The following is a 17,917-nucleotide window of genomic DNA, read 5'->3' on the forward strand; positions in this document are numbered from 1 at the left end:
CTTAATGATCAATAATATTAATTGGTTAATCACGTTCGTTAATAAATGAAGCTTATCTCTCTTTTTCTTTGCAGAAAAAATGCCATTTATTTATTGGAAAAACTCTGCCTGTGAGTACTCGACAAAGGTTGTTGTATCAGGCCAAAGACGGAAAACACGTAAGATAATATTATCTTTTAATCTCCACTGAAAACTAGCTTCGCCTTGCAATTCGTTTCCCTGTGAGTAACTTGGTTGGCCATAAGTTTCTATTAACTTGTTTTTGACCGTGATAATAAGCGAAGGGTTATTTCGACCAACAAAAGTATAAGTTGCTTGTGAAAACTCGTTATCTTCAGTGTATCGAATGGTTAATTCACTAGAGCCTTTGGTGATTGCTGCTGTGAAATACGTATCTGTAAGTGATTTGTCATCCTCTGAAATAACCTTGATTTGTTGTAACTTGATTTTTTCTCTCAACAAAGTTCGGTTTGCACAACTGAGTTTTTCAGAAAATAAAAGTGTGGTCGCTGTTTTTAAACATCGAGCGTGTGTCACCAATTTAAATAACCGTTTTTTTGCCCATTTTTGTGATGATTTTTGATATAACAAAATAGCGGCTTCTTTATCTACCTTAGTAAAAATACCATTTTCATAAAAGTACGCTAATTTGGCATGCGCTAAAGGGTAATTTAGCGAAGAGGCATATTGATAATTTTTAAAGGCTTTTTGTAAGTTAGGGTGAATATTACGGGTGTATTGTGTTGTACCATTTTCATAAATTTTAGCGAGTCGGTAATAAGCTTCTGCATGATCGCGACGAGATGCTTGAGTGTACCAGTCAATAGCTCGTTGAATACTTTTTGGTGTGCCTCTGCCCATTTCTGATAATTGACCTAGTTGAAATTGTGCATCGGTATTCCCTTTCAAAGCAGCAAGACGGTACCAAGTGATGGCTTTTTTATAATCAACGCCATCTACGTTACCTGCTTCATAAATTTGGCCTAATTTGTACGCTGCTTGAGAGTAATTATTGTTAGCGGATTGTTTATATAATTGAATCGCTTTTGCGTAGTCTTGCTGTGTACCTAATCCATTTTCATGCATATAGGCTAATTGGTATTGAGCAACCGGATTATCCTGGTGTGCTGCTGATTGGTACCAATCAAGTGCTTTTTTATAATCTATTTCGAGTGTTTCGCCTGATTGATATAAATAGCCAAGATCTATTTGTGCGTTTACATGGCCTTGTTCAGCAGCTTTTTGATACCAGACAATACTTTGTTTATTATTTTTTTTAGTACCAATACCGTACTGGTAGTAGTTACCAACTTGATATTGAGATGTTGCATCGCCTTGCTCAGCTGCGAGAAGGTAATAACTTAGTGCCTTACTGCTATCTTGTTCAATACCGGTGCCTTTCTCGTACAAGGTCGCTAGAACATATTGTGCTGCTTTGTATTCTTGTTGCGCAGATTTTAAATACCAATGGATAGCTTTTTTTAAATCTTTCTTAACGCCTTGTCCACTTTCGTACATCCAACCAACGGTATATTGTGCAGAAGCGTCACCTTTTTCTGCTAGAGGGATCCAGATCTTTACGGCTTTTTTATAGTTACCAGAATGAGCGGCTTCGTAGCCCTCAGAAAACTTAGCTTGTGCAATTAACTCTCCTGAAAAAAGGATTGTAATTGTAAATAAAAGAAATAAATTACAAAATCTTTGCTTCATGCAAATACTAAATCCGTATGACAAAAAAGTGATATTATTGATTATGCCATTAGATTACGATTAAAGCAGGTTTATATTACTTATATTGATATATAAATCGCTTTTATAAAGAAAGTATACTTATATTATTTGAAATCAGAGTTATAAAATTTTGATGTTAATAATATGATAGGTAAATTGATAGTTATATTTAAATCTATGGTTATATTGTTTTAATCGTGATGTTTTTTTCGCTTCTACTGCAACAAAGTAAAATTTCACCCTCTTTTAAATAAGCCATCGGAAAGTTACTGTAAGTCACATCACCAGAAACAAGAATTGAACGGCAGGCACCGCAATGACCGTCTCTACAATGAAACTCAACAGACACTGATTGAGATTCTAAATTCTCAAGCAGTGTCTTATTTGCATCTAATGTATATTGTTGTTCATTGTAAATTAGTTTAGATGACATTATGTTCGTACGCTTATAGTTCAAATGTACTTAGGTCTTCACTATCGACAGTACTATTAATTTGACCGACTAAATAAGAGCTGATTTCCGCTTCTTGAGGCGCTACTTGTACGTTGTCACTTACTAACCAATGGTTAATCCATGGAATTGGATTGCTTTTAACTTTAAAAGGGGCTTCGTAACCAATTGCTTGCATACGTTGATTCGCAATGTACTCAACATACTGGCATAGAATTTCTTCATTTAAGCCAATCATTGAACCATCTTTAAATAGGTATTGAGCCCATTCTTTTTCTTGCTCAGCCGCTTTTAAGAAAATAGCCTTACCTTCAGCAAAGCATTCTAATGCAATTTCTGCCATTTCAGGATCATCTTTACCATCAGCCCAGATATTTAGCATTTGTTGCGTTGAGTTCAAATGTAAGGCTTCATCACGTGCAATTAACTTGATGATCTTAGCATTACCTTCTAACAAGTCGCGCTCAGCAAAGGCAAAGGAACAAGCAAATGAAACATAAAAGCGTATTGCCTCTAGTGCATTAGTTGAACAAATACAAAGGTAGAGTTTCTTTTTAATATCACGCAATGTTAAAGCTTCAGTTTTACCTTGAATATTAACGTATTTAATATCAGTTTGCTCAAATCCGTGTAGCTGCATGAATTGCACTGCATGGATTAGTTCATCGTAATAATAAGAAATATCCACAGCACGTTTTTGAATTTCGTCATTATTAACGATATCTTCAAACACTTCATTCGGGTCTGTGAATAAGTTACGTAAAATATGCGTGTAACTACGACTATGGATAGTCTCAGAGAATGCCCATGTTTCAATCCATGTTTCTAATTCTGGTAATGAAACAATAGGGAGTAGTGCAACATTTGGACTACGTCCTTGAATCGAATCTAATAATGTTTGATATTTTAGATTAGAAATAAAAATGTGTTGCTCATGATCTGGCAAATTTAAGAAATCGATGCGATCACGACTCACATCAATTTCTTCTGGGCGCCAGAAGAAACTTAACTGTTTTTCGATTAATTTTTCAAATACTTCGAATTTTTGTTGATCGTAACGAGCCACGTTAACAGGATTACCGAAGAACATAGGTTCTTTCATAGCGTCATTGGAAAGGGTAGAGAAAGTTGTGTAAGCCATGTGACTCTCCGTCAAAGTTATAATGTTGCGTATACTAACAACTTACTACGACCTAATCACTGCTTTAGTTTAATTTTGTCTTTATTTTTTATAACAAAAAATACTGGCTTAACTTATTTTTTACGTTTAAAGGGCATGAACAGTAAGCCTAACAAATTTGCATTATCTTTTGCTTCTGGAAATTCTTTAATACCAATATCTATTTCTAAATCTGGTTTAGTTGCTTCAGCTGAATAACTCCCAAATAATCGGTCCCACCAAATAACACTGAACCCATAATTTGAATTACTTTCTTTAAATAACTGACTGTGGTGAATGCGGTGTAATATCTGGGTCATCAAAATTAAGCGAGTTACCGCTTCTACTTTTTTGGGTAAGCGAATATTGGCATGGTTAAACAATGCAAATCCATTCAATAACACTTCAAATAAAATAACGGCAAAAGCAGGAACGCCTAATAATATGACTGCGATGGCTTTGATGAAAATACTTGCGACTATCTCTAATGGATGAAAGCGCAAACCAGTACTGGCATCTACGTGAGTATCAGCATGATGTACTTTATGTAATTGCCATAATAAGGGTATTTTATGGAATAAACGATGCTGCCAATAAATGAGCATATCCAATAACAACAAACTTAATGTAATGGTTAACCAATAAGGTAAATCGATGACATTAAATAATCCTAATTGTAGCTCTGCCACGTAAAGAGCAAAACCTGTTAGGCCAAGTGGTAAGACTAATCTAGCACTTAACCCAGAAAGAAAAATTAAGCCAAAGTTACCTATTAAGCGTGTTTTTTGAGTGGGGGCTTGTGTATCTTTTCGTAATGGCCGCGCAGGAAAAAGTTGTTCTAATCCAAACATGACTATCAATATAGTAAAAAAAATACTTAATCTTACCAATGCGTCATCCATGCTATTTTTCTTCTGGTTTACTATTATGTGACTTTAATGTTTGGTAGCCGCCATGAAGACGAGTAAAAACAGTGATCGCACCTAAAAAAGCAAAGCTATAAGCTAACTCAGGGAAGTAGGCTGGCCATAAACAAAAGGCAACAAAAAAGGCGATAGTTTCAGTGCCTTCAGTTAATCCATTTAAAAAATAAAAGCTTTTATTCGCAAACTGTGGTCTTGCTAAATTGAGTTTTTCTGCGGGAATGGCAAAGGCTAGAAAAGTCGAACCAGTACCAATAAAAACACATAACAATATAACAGCAGGTAAAGCATTAACGGCAGGGTTCGCTAAAGCAAAACCGACGGGGATTGCTGCATAAAATAGAAAGTCGACACAAATATCTAAATAACCGCCTGCGCTACTACTGCTTTTTTGATGACGAGCTAATGCACCATCTAAACCATCTAAAACACGGTTTAGTATTATCATTATTAATGCTGCACCCCAAAGTTGTGCCGCTAATAACGGTACTGCTAATAAGCCAATAACAAACCCTACTAAAGTGACTTGGTCTGGATGTATGCCACGTTTATCTAACAATTCCACTACCGGCGTTAAAATCGGTTTAATGTAGGGAGTGACAAATTTATCTAGCATGTCTTTTTCCTATTGTTCAGTGTTATGAAGCCGCTTGATTTAAAGAGAGAGCATCTAATGTAATTACTTTTCCTTGCGCCGCAATCGCATCACTTTCATCATGCGTCACCATCACTGCAGGTAGGCTATATCTTTGTATTTGTTCAAAAACTAACTGGCGTGTTTCTTGGCGCAATTGACTGTCTAATTTACTAAAAGGTTCGTCTAATAAAATAGCTTTTGGTTTACTTAATAACACGCGTAACAAAGCGACTCGCGCTTGTTGACCACCAGATAAATTTTGTGGGCAGCGCTTTTCCATACCAGCAAGGCCTACTTGGTTTAATGCTTCGCTAATTTCATCTTTACGTGTTTTCTTATCACCTTTAGGCATAGCAAAAGCAATATTACCTTCAACCGTTAAATGTGGAAATAATAAAGGATCTTGATATAACAAACCGATATTACGAAGATGGCTTGCTGTATTGGTAATAATTTGTTGGTTTAAGTAGAGTTCGCCATTTGCATAAAAATCGCTTGGCAACATACCAACCAACCAGTTTAATAGGGTCGATTTACCACTACCTGATGGCCCCATGATAGTTAAGACTTCGCCACCTTTCACTTCTTCGTTAAGGGAAAGTAAAAGCTTGCCTTGTTGGCTTAATTGTAAATTATCGATCTTTAATGATGACATTGATTGTGATTTCATTTTATTTCCTAACCTCGGTTCCGAAAGAACAACTTTGGTGCCGCCCAAGCTAATATAAAAAATAATGCTGGTAATAACATTTGCATTAACGCGTAGACAGCGCTTGTTCTTCTGCTTGCGCCATTGGCAAGTGTAACGGCTTCCGTCGTGATGGTATTGATTCGGCCTGCGCCTGATAATAACGTTGGTAAATACTGACTAAAACTAATCGCTAAGCCTAACGCACTGGCAATTAAAATTGGCGATAATAGTAGTGGCAATTTCAACTGCCAAAATATTTTAGAGGGTTGAACACCAAGGCTTGCTGCAACAGTGCTAAAGCGAGGGTCTAAGCGGCGGTAACTATTTGCTAACGATAAAAACACATAAGGTAAAACAAATAACAAATGTGAAAAAACCACGTTAATGTAAGCATGTTGACTATTGACCTGCTCAAATAACCAGACCAGTCCAAATAAGAAGGCAATACTTGGTATCAATAGAGGTAAGTAAATAATGAAACCGCTAATAGCTGAAATGGTTTTAGTATTTTGCTGTTCAGCTTCTAGTACAAATAAGGTTAATGCAATGGCAATTAACGTGGTGCTAATAGCAATAACAAGGGTATTAAACAGTGGGGTTTGCATTTGTAGTAAAGCAGATGACCAATGCAAAGTGACAAGTTGCTGAGGCAATAAATCAGGGAAAGACCAGAAGCCAGCAAAAGACCATAACACCATAGCAACAAGCGCTAAACAGATAACACTTAGCATCACCGTGGTTATTAAGTGAGTCATACGTTGAATCAACATACCGCCGTATTCTCTTTCTCCATTCACTAAGAATGAGGTACTGCATTTTTTAACTAATAACTCTAATAAACACCAACTGCCTAATAACGATAGAGTGATTAGTATTTGTAAAATGGCGCCCGATGAGGCTTTGATGCGTAAACTTAAATCAACATCATTGAACCACTGCATAATAGCAACGGCTAAAGTAGGGGGAGTGTTCGACCCTAAAATCAAAGGAATTTCTACACTCGCACTTGAATAAGCAAGTACCGCTAAAATAGGTAAACGCATATAACCGTAAAGACTCGGTAAAATGACCTTAAAAAAGCCAGTCATTGGGCAGTAACCTAAGCTCGATGCCACTTTATGTTGCGCTTTTAATGTTTTACCAATTTCAGGTTGAGCTAGCACGCCCAATGCGATTAAAAGTAGAAAAGGGAGTTCTTTGAGCGTTAAGCCTAATATGATGCTCAATCCATAAGGGTCATGTGGAAATAACCAATCAGGTGGAATATCCCAACCAGTTAACCAAGGTGAGATAAGTCGTGATAAAAAACCAGAAGGTGTGATTAAAAAACCAATAGCAATCGCAGCTGCGGCATGGGGAATCACTAATATAGGCCCTAGTAAACGTTGAATACGTTTTAACCAAGGGCTGTTAAAGTAGCTGGCTAGTATCAACACAGTAATAACAAAAGCGAGTAGAGTACTAACTAAACTGGTACCAAAACTGAGTAATACCATGCGTTCAATACCAGGAGTATTAAACAGTTGGACAAATCCAAATAAACCGAACTCATTGGCGCCTAGAGCAGGGAACCATCCAAAAGCAGGTAATAATACCCCTAATAAACCGCCTAAAACGGGGACCACTAATAAAGCGATTAAAAGGTACGGACTATTACGAACTAAGCGCGTAAACAGGGTATTAGCAACAATCATTGTTTATTGAACTCCATAACGAGTAAGCCATTGTTCAGTTATGACTTTAACCCAGCTAGGGTGTAACTCACTTAACAAACGGGTGTTATCTATATTGATGATATTCGCACTTAAATGTTGTTGTTCATTGACGTCAAAAAGTGCTTTTTGTGTCGGTGTTAATTGCGATAAATCGAGCACGCTACTGTCGCCCCATATAACTGTTTTTTGTTTTCTCGCTTGTGCTTCTGGACTTAATAAGAAGTTAGCAACTAACTTTGCGCCCTCAATATGAGGTGAATTATAAGGAATGGCAACAAAGTGAATATTACTTAAGCTACCGTCTTTCATTCTGTAGCTTCGAGTGCTGTCAGGCAAATCATAACGAGAAATAGCAGAGGGGATTTCAGCAGCTGAAAAAGTGAAAGAAACTTGTAATTCGGTGTCACTCATTAAACGTCGTAATGCTAATCCATTGGATACAAAGTGTTTACCTTGTCGCCATAAAGTTGGGTGCAATTGATCTAGAAATTGCCATAGAGCAGGCAATAATTCAGCTTCACTTTCTGCTGTCACTGGTTGATAAAGTTTATCTTGAATGCTTTTCGGTTGTGATTCGCTTAATACTAATAATGCATATTTTAAAAAGCTCATGCCTAAAAAGTCGGGCGGCTTAGGATAAGTAAAGTGGCCAGGATGCTTTTCACTCCAAATCAATAAATCAGATAAAGTCTCTGGTACATCGTTTACTTTTAAACTATCGAAATAAAAGGTGAGCGCAGCTTGTCCCCATGGTGCTTCCATCCCTTGTGTTGGAACGCCGAAGTCACGAGTCATAGCGGGGTTGTTGGTTGGGTTTGTTAATTGAAAATTAGGTAGTTCACCAGCCCAGTCTGCGGCTAATAATTGGTATTTTGCCATTGAAGCAAAGTTTGCTCCATTGATCCAAACAAGATCAACTTGCCCGTTACGATGATTGTCAGCGGCTTTTTCTGCTAACACTCTGCTGACGGCTTCACTTGTGTCGGTGAGTTTTACATGGTGTAAATTAATTTTATATTTTTCTTTAACCTGCTTAGCAGCCCATTGAATATAATTATTAATTTGTTGATCGCCTCCCCAAGCATGAAAATATACATCTTGTTTAGTGCCACGCATTTCAACGTTTTTCCAAACTCGAGAAGTTGATTCAGCCGTACTATTTGCCTCATCGGCAAATGAGTTGCTGCTAAGCGAAAAAACGCTTAGCAGACAAAGGCTAACAAGAATCTTACGGTAATAATTACTTACTCGCATTAAGCTTCCAATTGTAATCTAAAAATTTAACACTAAAGTCTTGTTTCTGTAATGTAGTCAGTTGCTTTTCATCTAATTTCAATGCATCAGCATACAGTCCTATAAAACTTTGTATTGACTTAGTACCGCGAAATCCTGCTTCAAAGTCTTCACTATACCACTTAAAAATAGACGATAAGTAGATTGAGTTGCCTTTGATGTAGTTACGGCTTGAATCTGTTAAAAAGCGCTCAGTTTGTTGTTCTAACTGTTGCTCAAGTTTGCTTCCTGTGTAAGCTTCTTCGCGAAGTGCAGGGCAACCAATACTTGCACAGTTAACTGCAAAATGAATACGAGGGTCATTGTAACGTTTGCTACCACGAATAAGACCGTGTTCGATATCATTTAAACTCACTGTTTTACCCAATAGTGGAATAAATTCTTTATCCCACGGAGAGCTAAATAAACTTCCTAGATCTTTAATCGACTCTAGGTCAGGGTATTTAGTTAAAATAAACTCAACAGTCCAAGCGTTATAAGCATTAATTAAAAAAGCTAACTGTTTTTCTTTTGACCAAGTATCAAAATCCGCACGTGATACTTCACCTAATTTATCAAGGTAAGCTTGTAGTGCGCTCTCTTGATTTTTGAACGCTGCATAATCAACGGCTGTGCTGTGTCCTTTATTAATTGGCGATATATTTTGCTCAAGTAATTCGGTCCAATCAGCATGTAAGTTTTTTTGATCCGTTTCTGCATATACATTACTCATTAATGAGCCAGTTAACAAAGCGGCTCCTAAAGTGAAGCGCACTAATGCACTCACTTTATTGGTTGATTTTAATATTATTGAGTTCATTATCCACGTCTCCAAGTATGATATTTTTCTAACCAGTTTAATACTGTTTGTGGTGCATGATTACGTTTCCATTCACCAGCTGCATATTTATTACCTTCAGCCCAAGTAGGGTAGCTGTGGATAGTACCAAGGATTTTATTAAGCCCTAAACCATGTTTCATTGCTAATACAAATTCTGCAATTAAGTCACCAGCATGTTCAGAAACAATGGTTACCCCTAGAATTTTATCTTTACCCTTAGGTGTAATTACTTTGATGAAACCTTTTGTTGCACTGTCTGTAATTGCACGGTCAAGCTCTTCAAAGTCAAAGCGAGTGATTTCATAATCAATGCCTTTTTGTTTTGCTTCGTCTTCATTGATACCTACACGAGCGACTTCTGGGTCAATAAAGGTCGTCCATGGAATAACACGGTAATCTACTTTGAATTTTTTCAAGTTTCCGAATAAACCATTTACTGCTGCGTACCACCCTTGATGTGCTGCAACGTGCGTAAATTGGTATGGACCTACAATGTCACCCGCGGCAAAAATGTTCGGGTAAAGCGTTTCTAAGTATTCATTGGTTACAATGGTACGGTTAGTTTCAATACCTAGCTCTTCTAAGCCGTAACCTGTTAATCGAGCACTACGTCCTACTGCACATAGTAGTTGATCATATTCAATCGCAATTTCTTCTTCGTTATGTTTAACGATGATGAATTTTTTACCATCTTTAATTTCACAACGTAATGCTTGGTGTGACGTTAAGATGTTAACACCACTTTCTTTTAGCGATTCGGTAGCAAATTCAGATACTTCAAGATCTTCTTTGATCATGATGCGTTCAGCCATTTCAATCTGCGTTACATTTGAGCCTAAACGTGCAAAGCTTTGTGCTAATTCTGAACCGATTGGACCACCACCTAATACAACTAGTTTCTTAGGTGCTTCTTCTAATTTTGCAAACTCATTCCATAAAGTATCACTGGTTACATAACCTGTTTCTTCGATACCTGGTAATGGTGGAACAAATGGACGAGCACCGGTCGCGATAACAATACTACGTGTTGTTAGTTTCTTAGTCGTTCCATCTTCATAACTAATTTGTACTGTCCAAGGGTCAAGGATTTTTGCATAACCTTTTTCTACTTCAACACCTAAATCTGTGTAACGTTCAACGCTATCATGAGGTGCTACATCTGCAACCACTTGATGAACACGTTCCATTACTTTTTTGAATGAGAATTGTGGTGTTGTATCTTCTAAACCGTAGTGATGTGCATTACGAATTTGCTCTGCAATTTTAGCACTTTTGATAATGGCTTTACTTGGTACACAACCATAGTTAAGACAATCTCCACCCATCTCACCAGCTTCAATTAACGTTACTTTCGCTTTTACTGCAGCAGCGATGTAACTTGTTACCAAACCACCTGCACCAGCGCCAATCACAACCATATTACGGTCAAACTTAGCGGGTTTAGTCCATTTACTGTAAACGCGACGTTTTTTAATCATATTAACAATACCTTTAGCAATGAGTGGGAATACACCTAATAGAACAAAAGAAAGAATTAAATTAAAAGATAGGATGTTAGAGATACTATCGATTTGAGCTAACTGTGTACCTGCATTTACGAAAATGAACGTACCCGCTAGCATACCTAATTGGCTTACCCAGTAGAAAGTCCATGCTTTAATCGCTGTTACACCCATTAATAAGTTAATTAAAAAGAATGGGAAGATAGGCACTAGACGTAACGTAAATAGGTAAAAAGCACCTTCTTTTTTAATACCTTCATCAATTGATGCTAAACGCTCTGGGAAACGCTTTTTAAGTGAGTCACGTAGTAAGTAACGAGACACTAAGAATGATGATAAAGCCCCTAAGCTAGAAGCAAATGAAGCAATAACAAAACCTTCAAATAAACCAAATAGTGCACCAGCTGCTAATGTTAAAATAGCTGCACCAGGTAATGCGAGTGCAGTTACCAATACATACAAAATGAAGAATCCACCAATAACAAGAACAGGAGAATGCACTCTCAATTCAGTGAATTGGTCCATTGACCCTTTCAATCCTTCTAGTGTTAGAAGTTGATGTAGATTGAAGTGGAAAAACAATCCTATTAATACGATTGCTAGTAACAGCAGTACGATTTTTTTTAACATAATTTATTAGCCTTTAAATGATGGCGGTGAGGCGATTTGTAGTTTGTTTTAACAACTGCTAAAGCACCAAGGTCGAGTATTATTGTTTATCTTTTTTTGTCAATATCTAGCTTTTGATTATGGGTGTTTTTTCTGCATAATCGATAGCTCCCACATAAAGACCCGACTAGGTTTAATTTAATTGCTTAATTATTCAAATAATTACAATTTAATTTTTAGTAGTACTAAGTCAGTAGTTATCGATATGTAATTAATAAGTGGTAGGTTTATTTTAGTTCAATAATCTAAAAGGACAAATAAATTATATGTTTAAGAGGAATTATTAGAGTGTAATCTTTAAAATACTTAGTTTGGAATACTTAGTTTGGAATACTTAGTTTGAATATTTGAAAGGCATAAAAAAGGGATGTGTTAAACACATCCCTTTTATTAACTTATTATGTTGTTAACGGCTGAAAGTTATATTTTACAAGCACCGCCAGCACAGCTGTCATCTTCAAATACTTTCTCATCATCTGCACCGTCACGAGTGTTATGGTAATAAAGTGTTTTTAAGCCCATTTTATAAGCCATTAACAGATCTTTAAGTAAGATTGTCATTGGTACTTTACCGTCATCAAAACGTTTAGGGTCGTAGTTCGTATTTGCTGAGATAGCTTGGTCGACAAACTTTTGCATAATACCAACAAGCTCCAAGTAACCTTTATTATTTGGAATACTCCATAATAACTCATAGTTATTTTTGTATTTATTAAACTCAGGTACTACTTGTTTTAAAATACCGTCTTTACTTGCTTTAATACTGATGAAACCACGTGGTGGCTCAATACCGTTAGTCGCATTTGAAATCTGACTTGATGTTTCAGAAGGCATCAATGCTGATAATGTTGAATTACGTAAACCATCTTTAACGATATCTGCGCGTAATGTTTCCCAGTCTAAATGGTATTCTTCATCACAAATAGTATCTAATGATTTTTTGTACGTATCTAACGGTAGAATACCTTTAGCATAGTTAGTTTCATTAAACTTAGGACATGCACCGCGCTCTTTTGCTAGTTTATTTGATGCTTTCAATAAGTAGAATTGAATCGCTTCAAAGGTTTTATGCGTTAAATTGTTAGCACTACCATCTGAGTATTTCACGCCATTTTTAGCTAAGTAATAAGCGTAGTTGATAACACCTATACCTAGCGTACGGCGATTCATGCTGCTTTTTTCTGCTGCGATGATTGGGTAATCTTGGTAATCCAATAAGTTATCTAATGCTCGTACAGCAAGCTCAGACAATACTTCAATCTCATCTAATGACTCGATCGCACCTAAGTTGATAGCAGATAAAGTACATAAAGCGATCTCGCCTTCTTCATCTTTAATATGTGTAAGTGGCTTAGTGGGTAACGCAATTTCTAAACACAAGTTACTTTGGCGAACCGGTGCAACTTTACTGTCAAATGGACTGTGTGTATTACAGTGGTCAACATTTTGAATGTAAATACGGCCAGTACTTGCACGTTCTTGCATTAACAGTGAAAATAATCTTACTGCTGGAATCGAACTTTGACGGATTGACTCATCACCTTCGTAAAGGTGGTATAAACGTTCGAATTCATCTTGATCTTCAAAGAACGCATCATACATTCCCGGCGTATCAGAAGGGCTGAATAACGTGATGTCTTTTTTGTCGATTAAACGTTGATAGAATAAACGACCTAATTGCACACCATAATCAAGGTGACGAACACGGTTAGAGTCAATACCTCGGTTGTTTTTCAACACTAATAGCGATTCAACTTCTAAATGCCAGATAGGGTAGAAGACCGTTGCTGCACCACCACGAACGCCACCTTGAGAACAAGATTTAACCGCTGTTTGGAAATGTTTATAAAACGGAATACACCCAGTATGATAAGCTTCGCCACCACGAATGTTACTACCCATTGCGCGAATACGGCCTGCATTAATACCGATACCTGCACGTTGCGATACGTATTTAACAATTGCACTTGATGTTGCATTGATTGAATCTAGGCTATCGTCTGCTTCAATTAAAACACATGAACTGAATTGACGCGTTGGAGTACGAACGCCAGACATAATTGGTGTTGGTAATGAAATTTTAAATTGAGAGGTCGCATCGTAAAAACGTTTTACATAATCTAAACGTACGTCTTTATCGTAATCTGCAAATAAACAAGCTGACACTAAAAGGTATAAGAACTGTGCACTTTCATAAATTTCACCCGTAACACGGTTTTGGATAAGGTACTTACCCTCTAACTGTTTAACGGCTGCGTATGAAAAGTTTAAATCACGTTTGTGATCGATGAACTTATTCATCTCTTCAAATTCTTGCTTGGTATAATCTTCTAGTAAATGTGCATCATATTTACCTTTAGTAACCATCTTACTAACATGTTCAAACACACTTGGTGGTGTAAAACGTTGATATGCGCGTTTACGTAAGTGGAATACCGCTAAATGTGCAGCTAGGTATTGGTAATCAGGCGACTCTTCAGAGATTAAATCTGCAGCAGCCTTGATAATAGTTTCATGAATATCGTCAGTTCGAATACCATCATAAAACTGAATGTGTGAGTTTAACTCTACCTGTGAAACTGAAACGTTGTTTAGACCTTCCGCAGCCCATGTAATGACGCGGTGGATTTTGTCAAGATCTATAGGTTCTTTTTTCCCATTTCGCTTAGTAACAGATAGGTTTTTATTCATTATTTTGCCTTTATCAAAAAGCGCCAGTAACTATTTTATTAAATACAAGCAGTTACTCACACTAGTGTGAATTGTTTAATTAAAACACAAGATGTAGTGTTGGTTTCAAAGAAGAGACACAAGATAACGTATTTTAGAATAATTTCAAGGGATAACTTTTACTAAATTAGTGGATAAAATTGTGGATAAATTAGCATGTATTCTAACGGTTAGTACTTACTAACAAAATGCCGCAAGTGAGGTCTGTTTTATACAAATTGCAATAACTATTTTTGTTTTTTTTATACCTCTAAATTGTATTTTATACAGAAAATAATTTTTTTAAATTTATTTTTTAATGTCTCAACTTTAGAAAATAATTTAATTTAGTATTATTGATATAACCTATCAATTTGACTTTTAAATGATGAACTACCAATGTGAGCGTAACGTTAACTGTACTTGATTTCTCTTACCTTAAATTTTTGATCTGGTGTGACTCTATTAATTCTATTTTTTAGGCATGAATTAATCATATTCTCATTTTGTAATTTAAGTTATTTATCGATCTCTACTTATCTTTTTTATATAAGGCATTCATATGTATTGTTGTCTTCCTTAAAGATCTTTCATTAGCAAGATAGCTATTATATTAATTCTCACTTTAAAAAATTATCTATTTTTCGCATTAAGCCTGCTTTAACAAATAAAGTTACTTTTCAAGTAGATTAGTTTAATTAGTAGACTCTACAAATTTTCCTTTAGATTTTAAAAAGTCTATTAGTTGATCAGTCGTTAAATCACTTTCCATACAAGTATGAAAACGTGTACTGTCCCCAAAAGTATTTGAAATCATTGTCTTTAATGTTTGTTTTGTATAAGTCTTTTCAGACTTTTCAAGTATTTCTATTACTTGATGTCCATGAATTGATTGATTCATCATTTGTTCTCTTCAGCGTGTTTAATTGGTAAACACTATAACCAATTATTTTATTTTCTGGTTGATACAAAACAAGATTCACTTATAAATTTAACTCAGTTATAACTCAATAAAAATAAATAGTGGTTGCAGTAGTTTGAATTATTGCCGGACAGACGAAAGAAAAAGAGAAAGCTGCTGTGATACTTTTATGGGGAAGGTTTTAATTAAGTAGATAGTTTTTAATAAAAACGCCACAGGTCACAGTGGCGTTTATTTTTTATCGAAAGCGAACGTTTTGCAGATTAGCTTTTTACAGATACCAGTTCTAAACGTAACTGTTTTAAAAGATAAAGGTTAAGCTGTTTCTTCAAATTTTTTCTTACCGTCGAAGATGTCTTTATCAAGCTCACCTTCACTTTTAGCAACTAATAATGAAACCATCATGTCACCACAAATGTTAACTGTTGTACGTGCCATATCTAGAATACGGTCAATACCAGCAACAATCGCTAATCCTTCAAGCGGAAGACCAACCGTTGTTAATACTAATGAAAGCATTATTAGGCCTGCACCTGGAACACCTGCAGTACCTACAGAAGCTAATGTTGCGGTTAAGATAATAGTAATGTAATCAGAAGCAGCAAGGTCAACACCAAATGCTTGAGCAATAAACAGAGCACAAACACCTTGGTATAGGGCTGTTCCATCCATATTGATTGTTGCACCTAGAGGCAATACAAAGCTTGAAACTCCTTTAGAAACACCTAACTCTTCACGAGAAGCTTTTATTGTTGCTGGAAGCGTACCTGAGCTACTTGTTGTCGTAAATGCAACAGCCGCAGGGTTAGTCAAACTTCTTAGGTAACGTACAGGATTTAAACGACCTAAAATACTGATCATGCCGCTGTAGAATATAACAACGTGGATTAATGCACCTAAGTAAACGACTGCGATTACTTTTACTAATGGTAGTAGTACATCTGCTCCATATTTACCTGAAACCCAAGCCATTAAACCAAATACACCATAAGGCGCAAGTTTCATTACTAACTCAGTTAGTTTATACATTGCTTCAGCAAGGCTCTCAAAAAGCTTAATGGCTGGATTACCTTTTTCACCAATTAAAACCAATGAAACACCTAAACCAATAGCAAAAACAATGATTTGTAAAATATTACCAGCAGCAAGCGCACCGACTGGATTTTTAGGGATCATATTAAGTAATGTTTGCACTAAAGTAGGGGCATTTGGTATTTCTGCATCAGTAGTCATTGCCACCATGTCTAAACCTGCACCTGGTGTGAAGATAGTAGCAAGGCCAAGACCAATAGTAATTGCGACAGCTGTTGTTCCTAAATAAAGCACAATTGCTTTAAGGCCAATTCGTCCCATTTTGCTGGTATCTTGCATTGAAGTAATGCCAACAATAAGGGAGAAAAAAACCAGCGGTACAATTAGCATTTTAATTGCATTAATAAAAAGCGTACCTAATGGTTTAAAAATTTCTGCGTCGGGGCCCATTAAAGTACCCGCGATAACACCCAGAATCATCCCAATAAGAATTTTCTTCCATAGTTCTAGGCGAGTCCATGCTCCAGCAGATTGAGTTGAGTTTTTTTTGTTGTTCATTACAAGTCTCTAAAAGTTGTTAAAAGTGATAAAAATGACGTTTTAAATCATCCAAGCTGTAAAGGGATGACATCATAGTCACTTGACTTGTGAATTGATACAGATTGGTTTTTATTTGATTTGTGAAAATAAAATCTGATTTATAAATTATTTTAGTAATAAGTATTTTTGAAGCTGTCTTCATTAATGTGGCGGAGATCAAAGTAACAAGAATATTGTAAGAAGTGTCATGCCTTAATATAGTAAGGCATTACTTTCCCTGCTGCTGATCACTTTCTCTTTTCTACAAAGGGGATAGAGCGAGCAGGGATTATTTATTTACGATTTTTTATTGTTAATTAGGCTTAGGTTTAATTAAGAGTAAAGATAATTAAACATACATTGCTGGTTCAACTTGATATTCAATATTTTTATTTTTGTTGCCCCATGCTCTTTCATGAAAGAAGTAAGCGAAAGAGTTAATTGTTGGTTCAATGATGGCCATTAACCCTCCTAAAAAAGCATCGCCAGTCAAAGCATAAGTAACCATAAAGGCAACGTTAAAATGAATAATGGCAAAGCTCACAGTTTTAACTTTTGTCATTGACTCTCGTTTCTTAAGAAAAGGTAGTTGTTGCCAAGCTTTCTCATGGAAATAAAAGGCAACCGTATTCACCGATGGCTCAATGATAGCGATTAAACTACCTAGTAAAAAATCTCCAGTTAAAGCAAAAGCAAGTAACGTTGCGATACTGAAGTGGATAACTGCAAAAGTAATTGTTTTGATCATAGCGTGTGCCCCGTAATATGTTCTCTGTTTTGTGATGCTATTATTGATAATTATTATCATTAAGTAAAATGGGAAGATTCTATTTGTTTGATAGCTTATTTCGATTGAAATTTGTTTCTTGATAGTTTTTTTGTTTTTGTTTGGTGTTTGTAGTTTGATATTACGGTTTTAAGTACGCAGCGTTCTTTTTATTTTTTAGAATCAAAGGCTATTTATGTTAAGCATAAAAGATACTGTTTTCTGTCATAGCAAAGCATTTAATCCTGTTAATACCTCATTGTTTTAACAAGTGGTTACTTTTGATACAGAACCGATCTTAGTAGATCAAAATAGTTA

General features: G+C 36.0%; 14 protein-coding genes. All 14 read right to left on the reverse strand.

Annotated features, from left to right (window positions below):
* Positions 1-90 precede the first annotated feature (90 nt).
* Complete coding sequence (locus V6255_RS09580; RefSeq protein WP_341627946.1) at positions 91-1,710, reverse strand: hypothetical protein; 1,620 nt, start codon at positions 1,708-1,710, stop codon at positions 91-93.
* A gap of 202 nt (positions 1,711-1,912) precedes the next feature.
* Positions 1,913-2,164: a class I ribonucleotide reductase maintenance protein YfaE gene (gene yfaE / locus V6255_RS09585; RefSeq protein ID WP_341627947.1), complete on the reverse strand. Its 252-nt coding sequence runs from the start codon at positions 2,162-2,164 to the stop codon at positions 1,913-1,915.
* 13 nt (positions 2,165-2,177) lie between these two features.
* A complete protein-coding gene (gene nrdB, locus V6255_RS09590) occupies positions 2,178-3,323 on the reverse strand; it encodes a class Ia ribonucleoside-diphosphate reductase subunit beta (protein ID WP_160060959.1) in 1,146 nt (381 codons plus the stop codon).
* Positions 3,324-3,436: 113 nt separating this feature from the next.
* Entirely contained in the window at positions 3,437-4,243 is an 807-nt protein-coding gene (locus V6255_RS09595) for a sterol desaturase family protein (protein ID WP_341627948.1), read from the reverse strand.
* Between the two features lies 1 nt (position 4,244).
* Positions 4,245-4,880, reverse strand: coding sequence for a CDP-alcohol phosphatidyltransferase family protein (locus V6255_RS09600; protein ID WP_341627949.1), 636 nt, complete (start codon positions 4,878-4,880; stop codon positions 4,245-4,247).
* Between the two features lie 22 nt (positions 4,881-4,902).
* Positions 4,903-5,571 (reverse strand): ATP-binding cassette domain-containing protein, encoded by a 669-nt coding sequence (locus tag V6255_RS09605; protein WP_341627950.1) that lies wholly within the window; start codon positions 5,569-5,571, stop codon positions 4,903-4,905.
* A gap of 8 nt (positions 5,572-5,579) precedes the next feature.
* Positions 5,580-7,286 (reverse strand): ABC transporter permease, encoded by a 1,707-nt coding sequence (locus V6255_RS09610; RefSeq protein ID WP_341627951.1) that lies wholly within the window; start codon positions 7,284-7,286, stop codon positions 5,580-5,582.
* Positions 7,287-7,289: 3 nt separating this feature from the next.
* Positions 7,290-8,561 carry an ABC transporter substrate-binding protein gene (locus V6255_RS09615; RefSeq protein ID WP_341627952.1) on the reverse strand — a complete coding sequence of 424 codons (1,272 nt, stop codon included), beginning with the start codon at positions 8,559-8,561 and terminating at the stop codon, positions 7,290-7,292.
* The gene (locus tag V6255_RS09620) at positions 8,548-9,399 is read right to left on the reverse strand and encodes a DUF547 domain-containing protein (RefSeq protein ID WP_341627953.1); all 852 of its coding nucleotides are present in this window, start codon (positions 9,397-9,399) and stop codon (positions 8,548-8,550) included. Before V6255_RS09620 ends, V6255_RS09615 begins: the two co-directional genes overlap by 14 nt.
* A complete protein-coding gene (locus tag V6255_RS09625) occupies positions 9,399-11,552 on the reverse strand; it encodes an FAD-dependent oxidoreductase (RefSeq protein WP_341627954.1) in 2,154 nt (717 codons plus the stop codon). The genes V6255_RS09620 and V6255_RS09625 overlap by 1 nt, the downstream gene beginning before the upstream one ends.
* A gap of 459 nt (positions 11,553-12,011) precedes the next feature.
* Positions 12,012-14,282: a class 1a ribonucleoside-diphosphate reductase subunit alpha gene (gene nrdA, locus V6255_RS09630; RefSeq protein WP_341627955.1), complete on the reverse strand. Its 2,271-nt coding sequence runs from the start codon at positions 14,280-14,282 to the stop codon at positions 12,012-12,014.
* Positions 14,283-14,994: 712 nt separating this feature from the next.
* Entirely contained in the window at positions 14,995-15,204 is a 210-nt protein-coding gene (locus V6255_RS09635) for a YecH family metal-binding protein (protein WP_341627956.1), read from the reverse strand.
* Positions 15,205-15,537: 333 nt separating this feature from the next.
* Positions 15,538-16,812 (reverse strand): dicarboxylate/amino acid:cation symporter, encoded by a 1,275-nt coding sequence (locus V6255_RS09640; RefSeq protein WP_341627957.1) that lies wholly within the window; start codon positions 16,810-16,812, stop codon positions 15,538-15,540.
* A 370-nt stretch (positions 16,813-17,182) separates the two neighbouring features.
* Positions 17,183-17,581 (reverse strand): DUF2061 domain-containing protein, encoded by a 399-nt coding sequence (locus tag V6255_RS09645; RefSeq protein WP_341627958.1) that lies wholly within the window; start codon positions 17,579-17,581, stop codon positions 17,183-17,185.
* Positions 17,582-17,917 lie beyond the last annotated feature (336 nt).

Source organism: Psychromonas arctica (assembly GCF_038155225.1).
In the GTDB taxonomy this organism is placed as follows: Bacteria; Pseudomonadota; Gammaproteobacteria; order Enterobacterales; family Psychromonadaceae; genus Psychromonas; species Psychromonas arctica_B.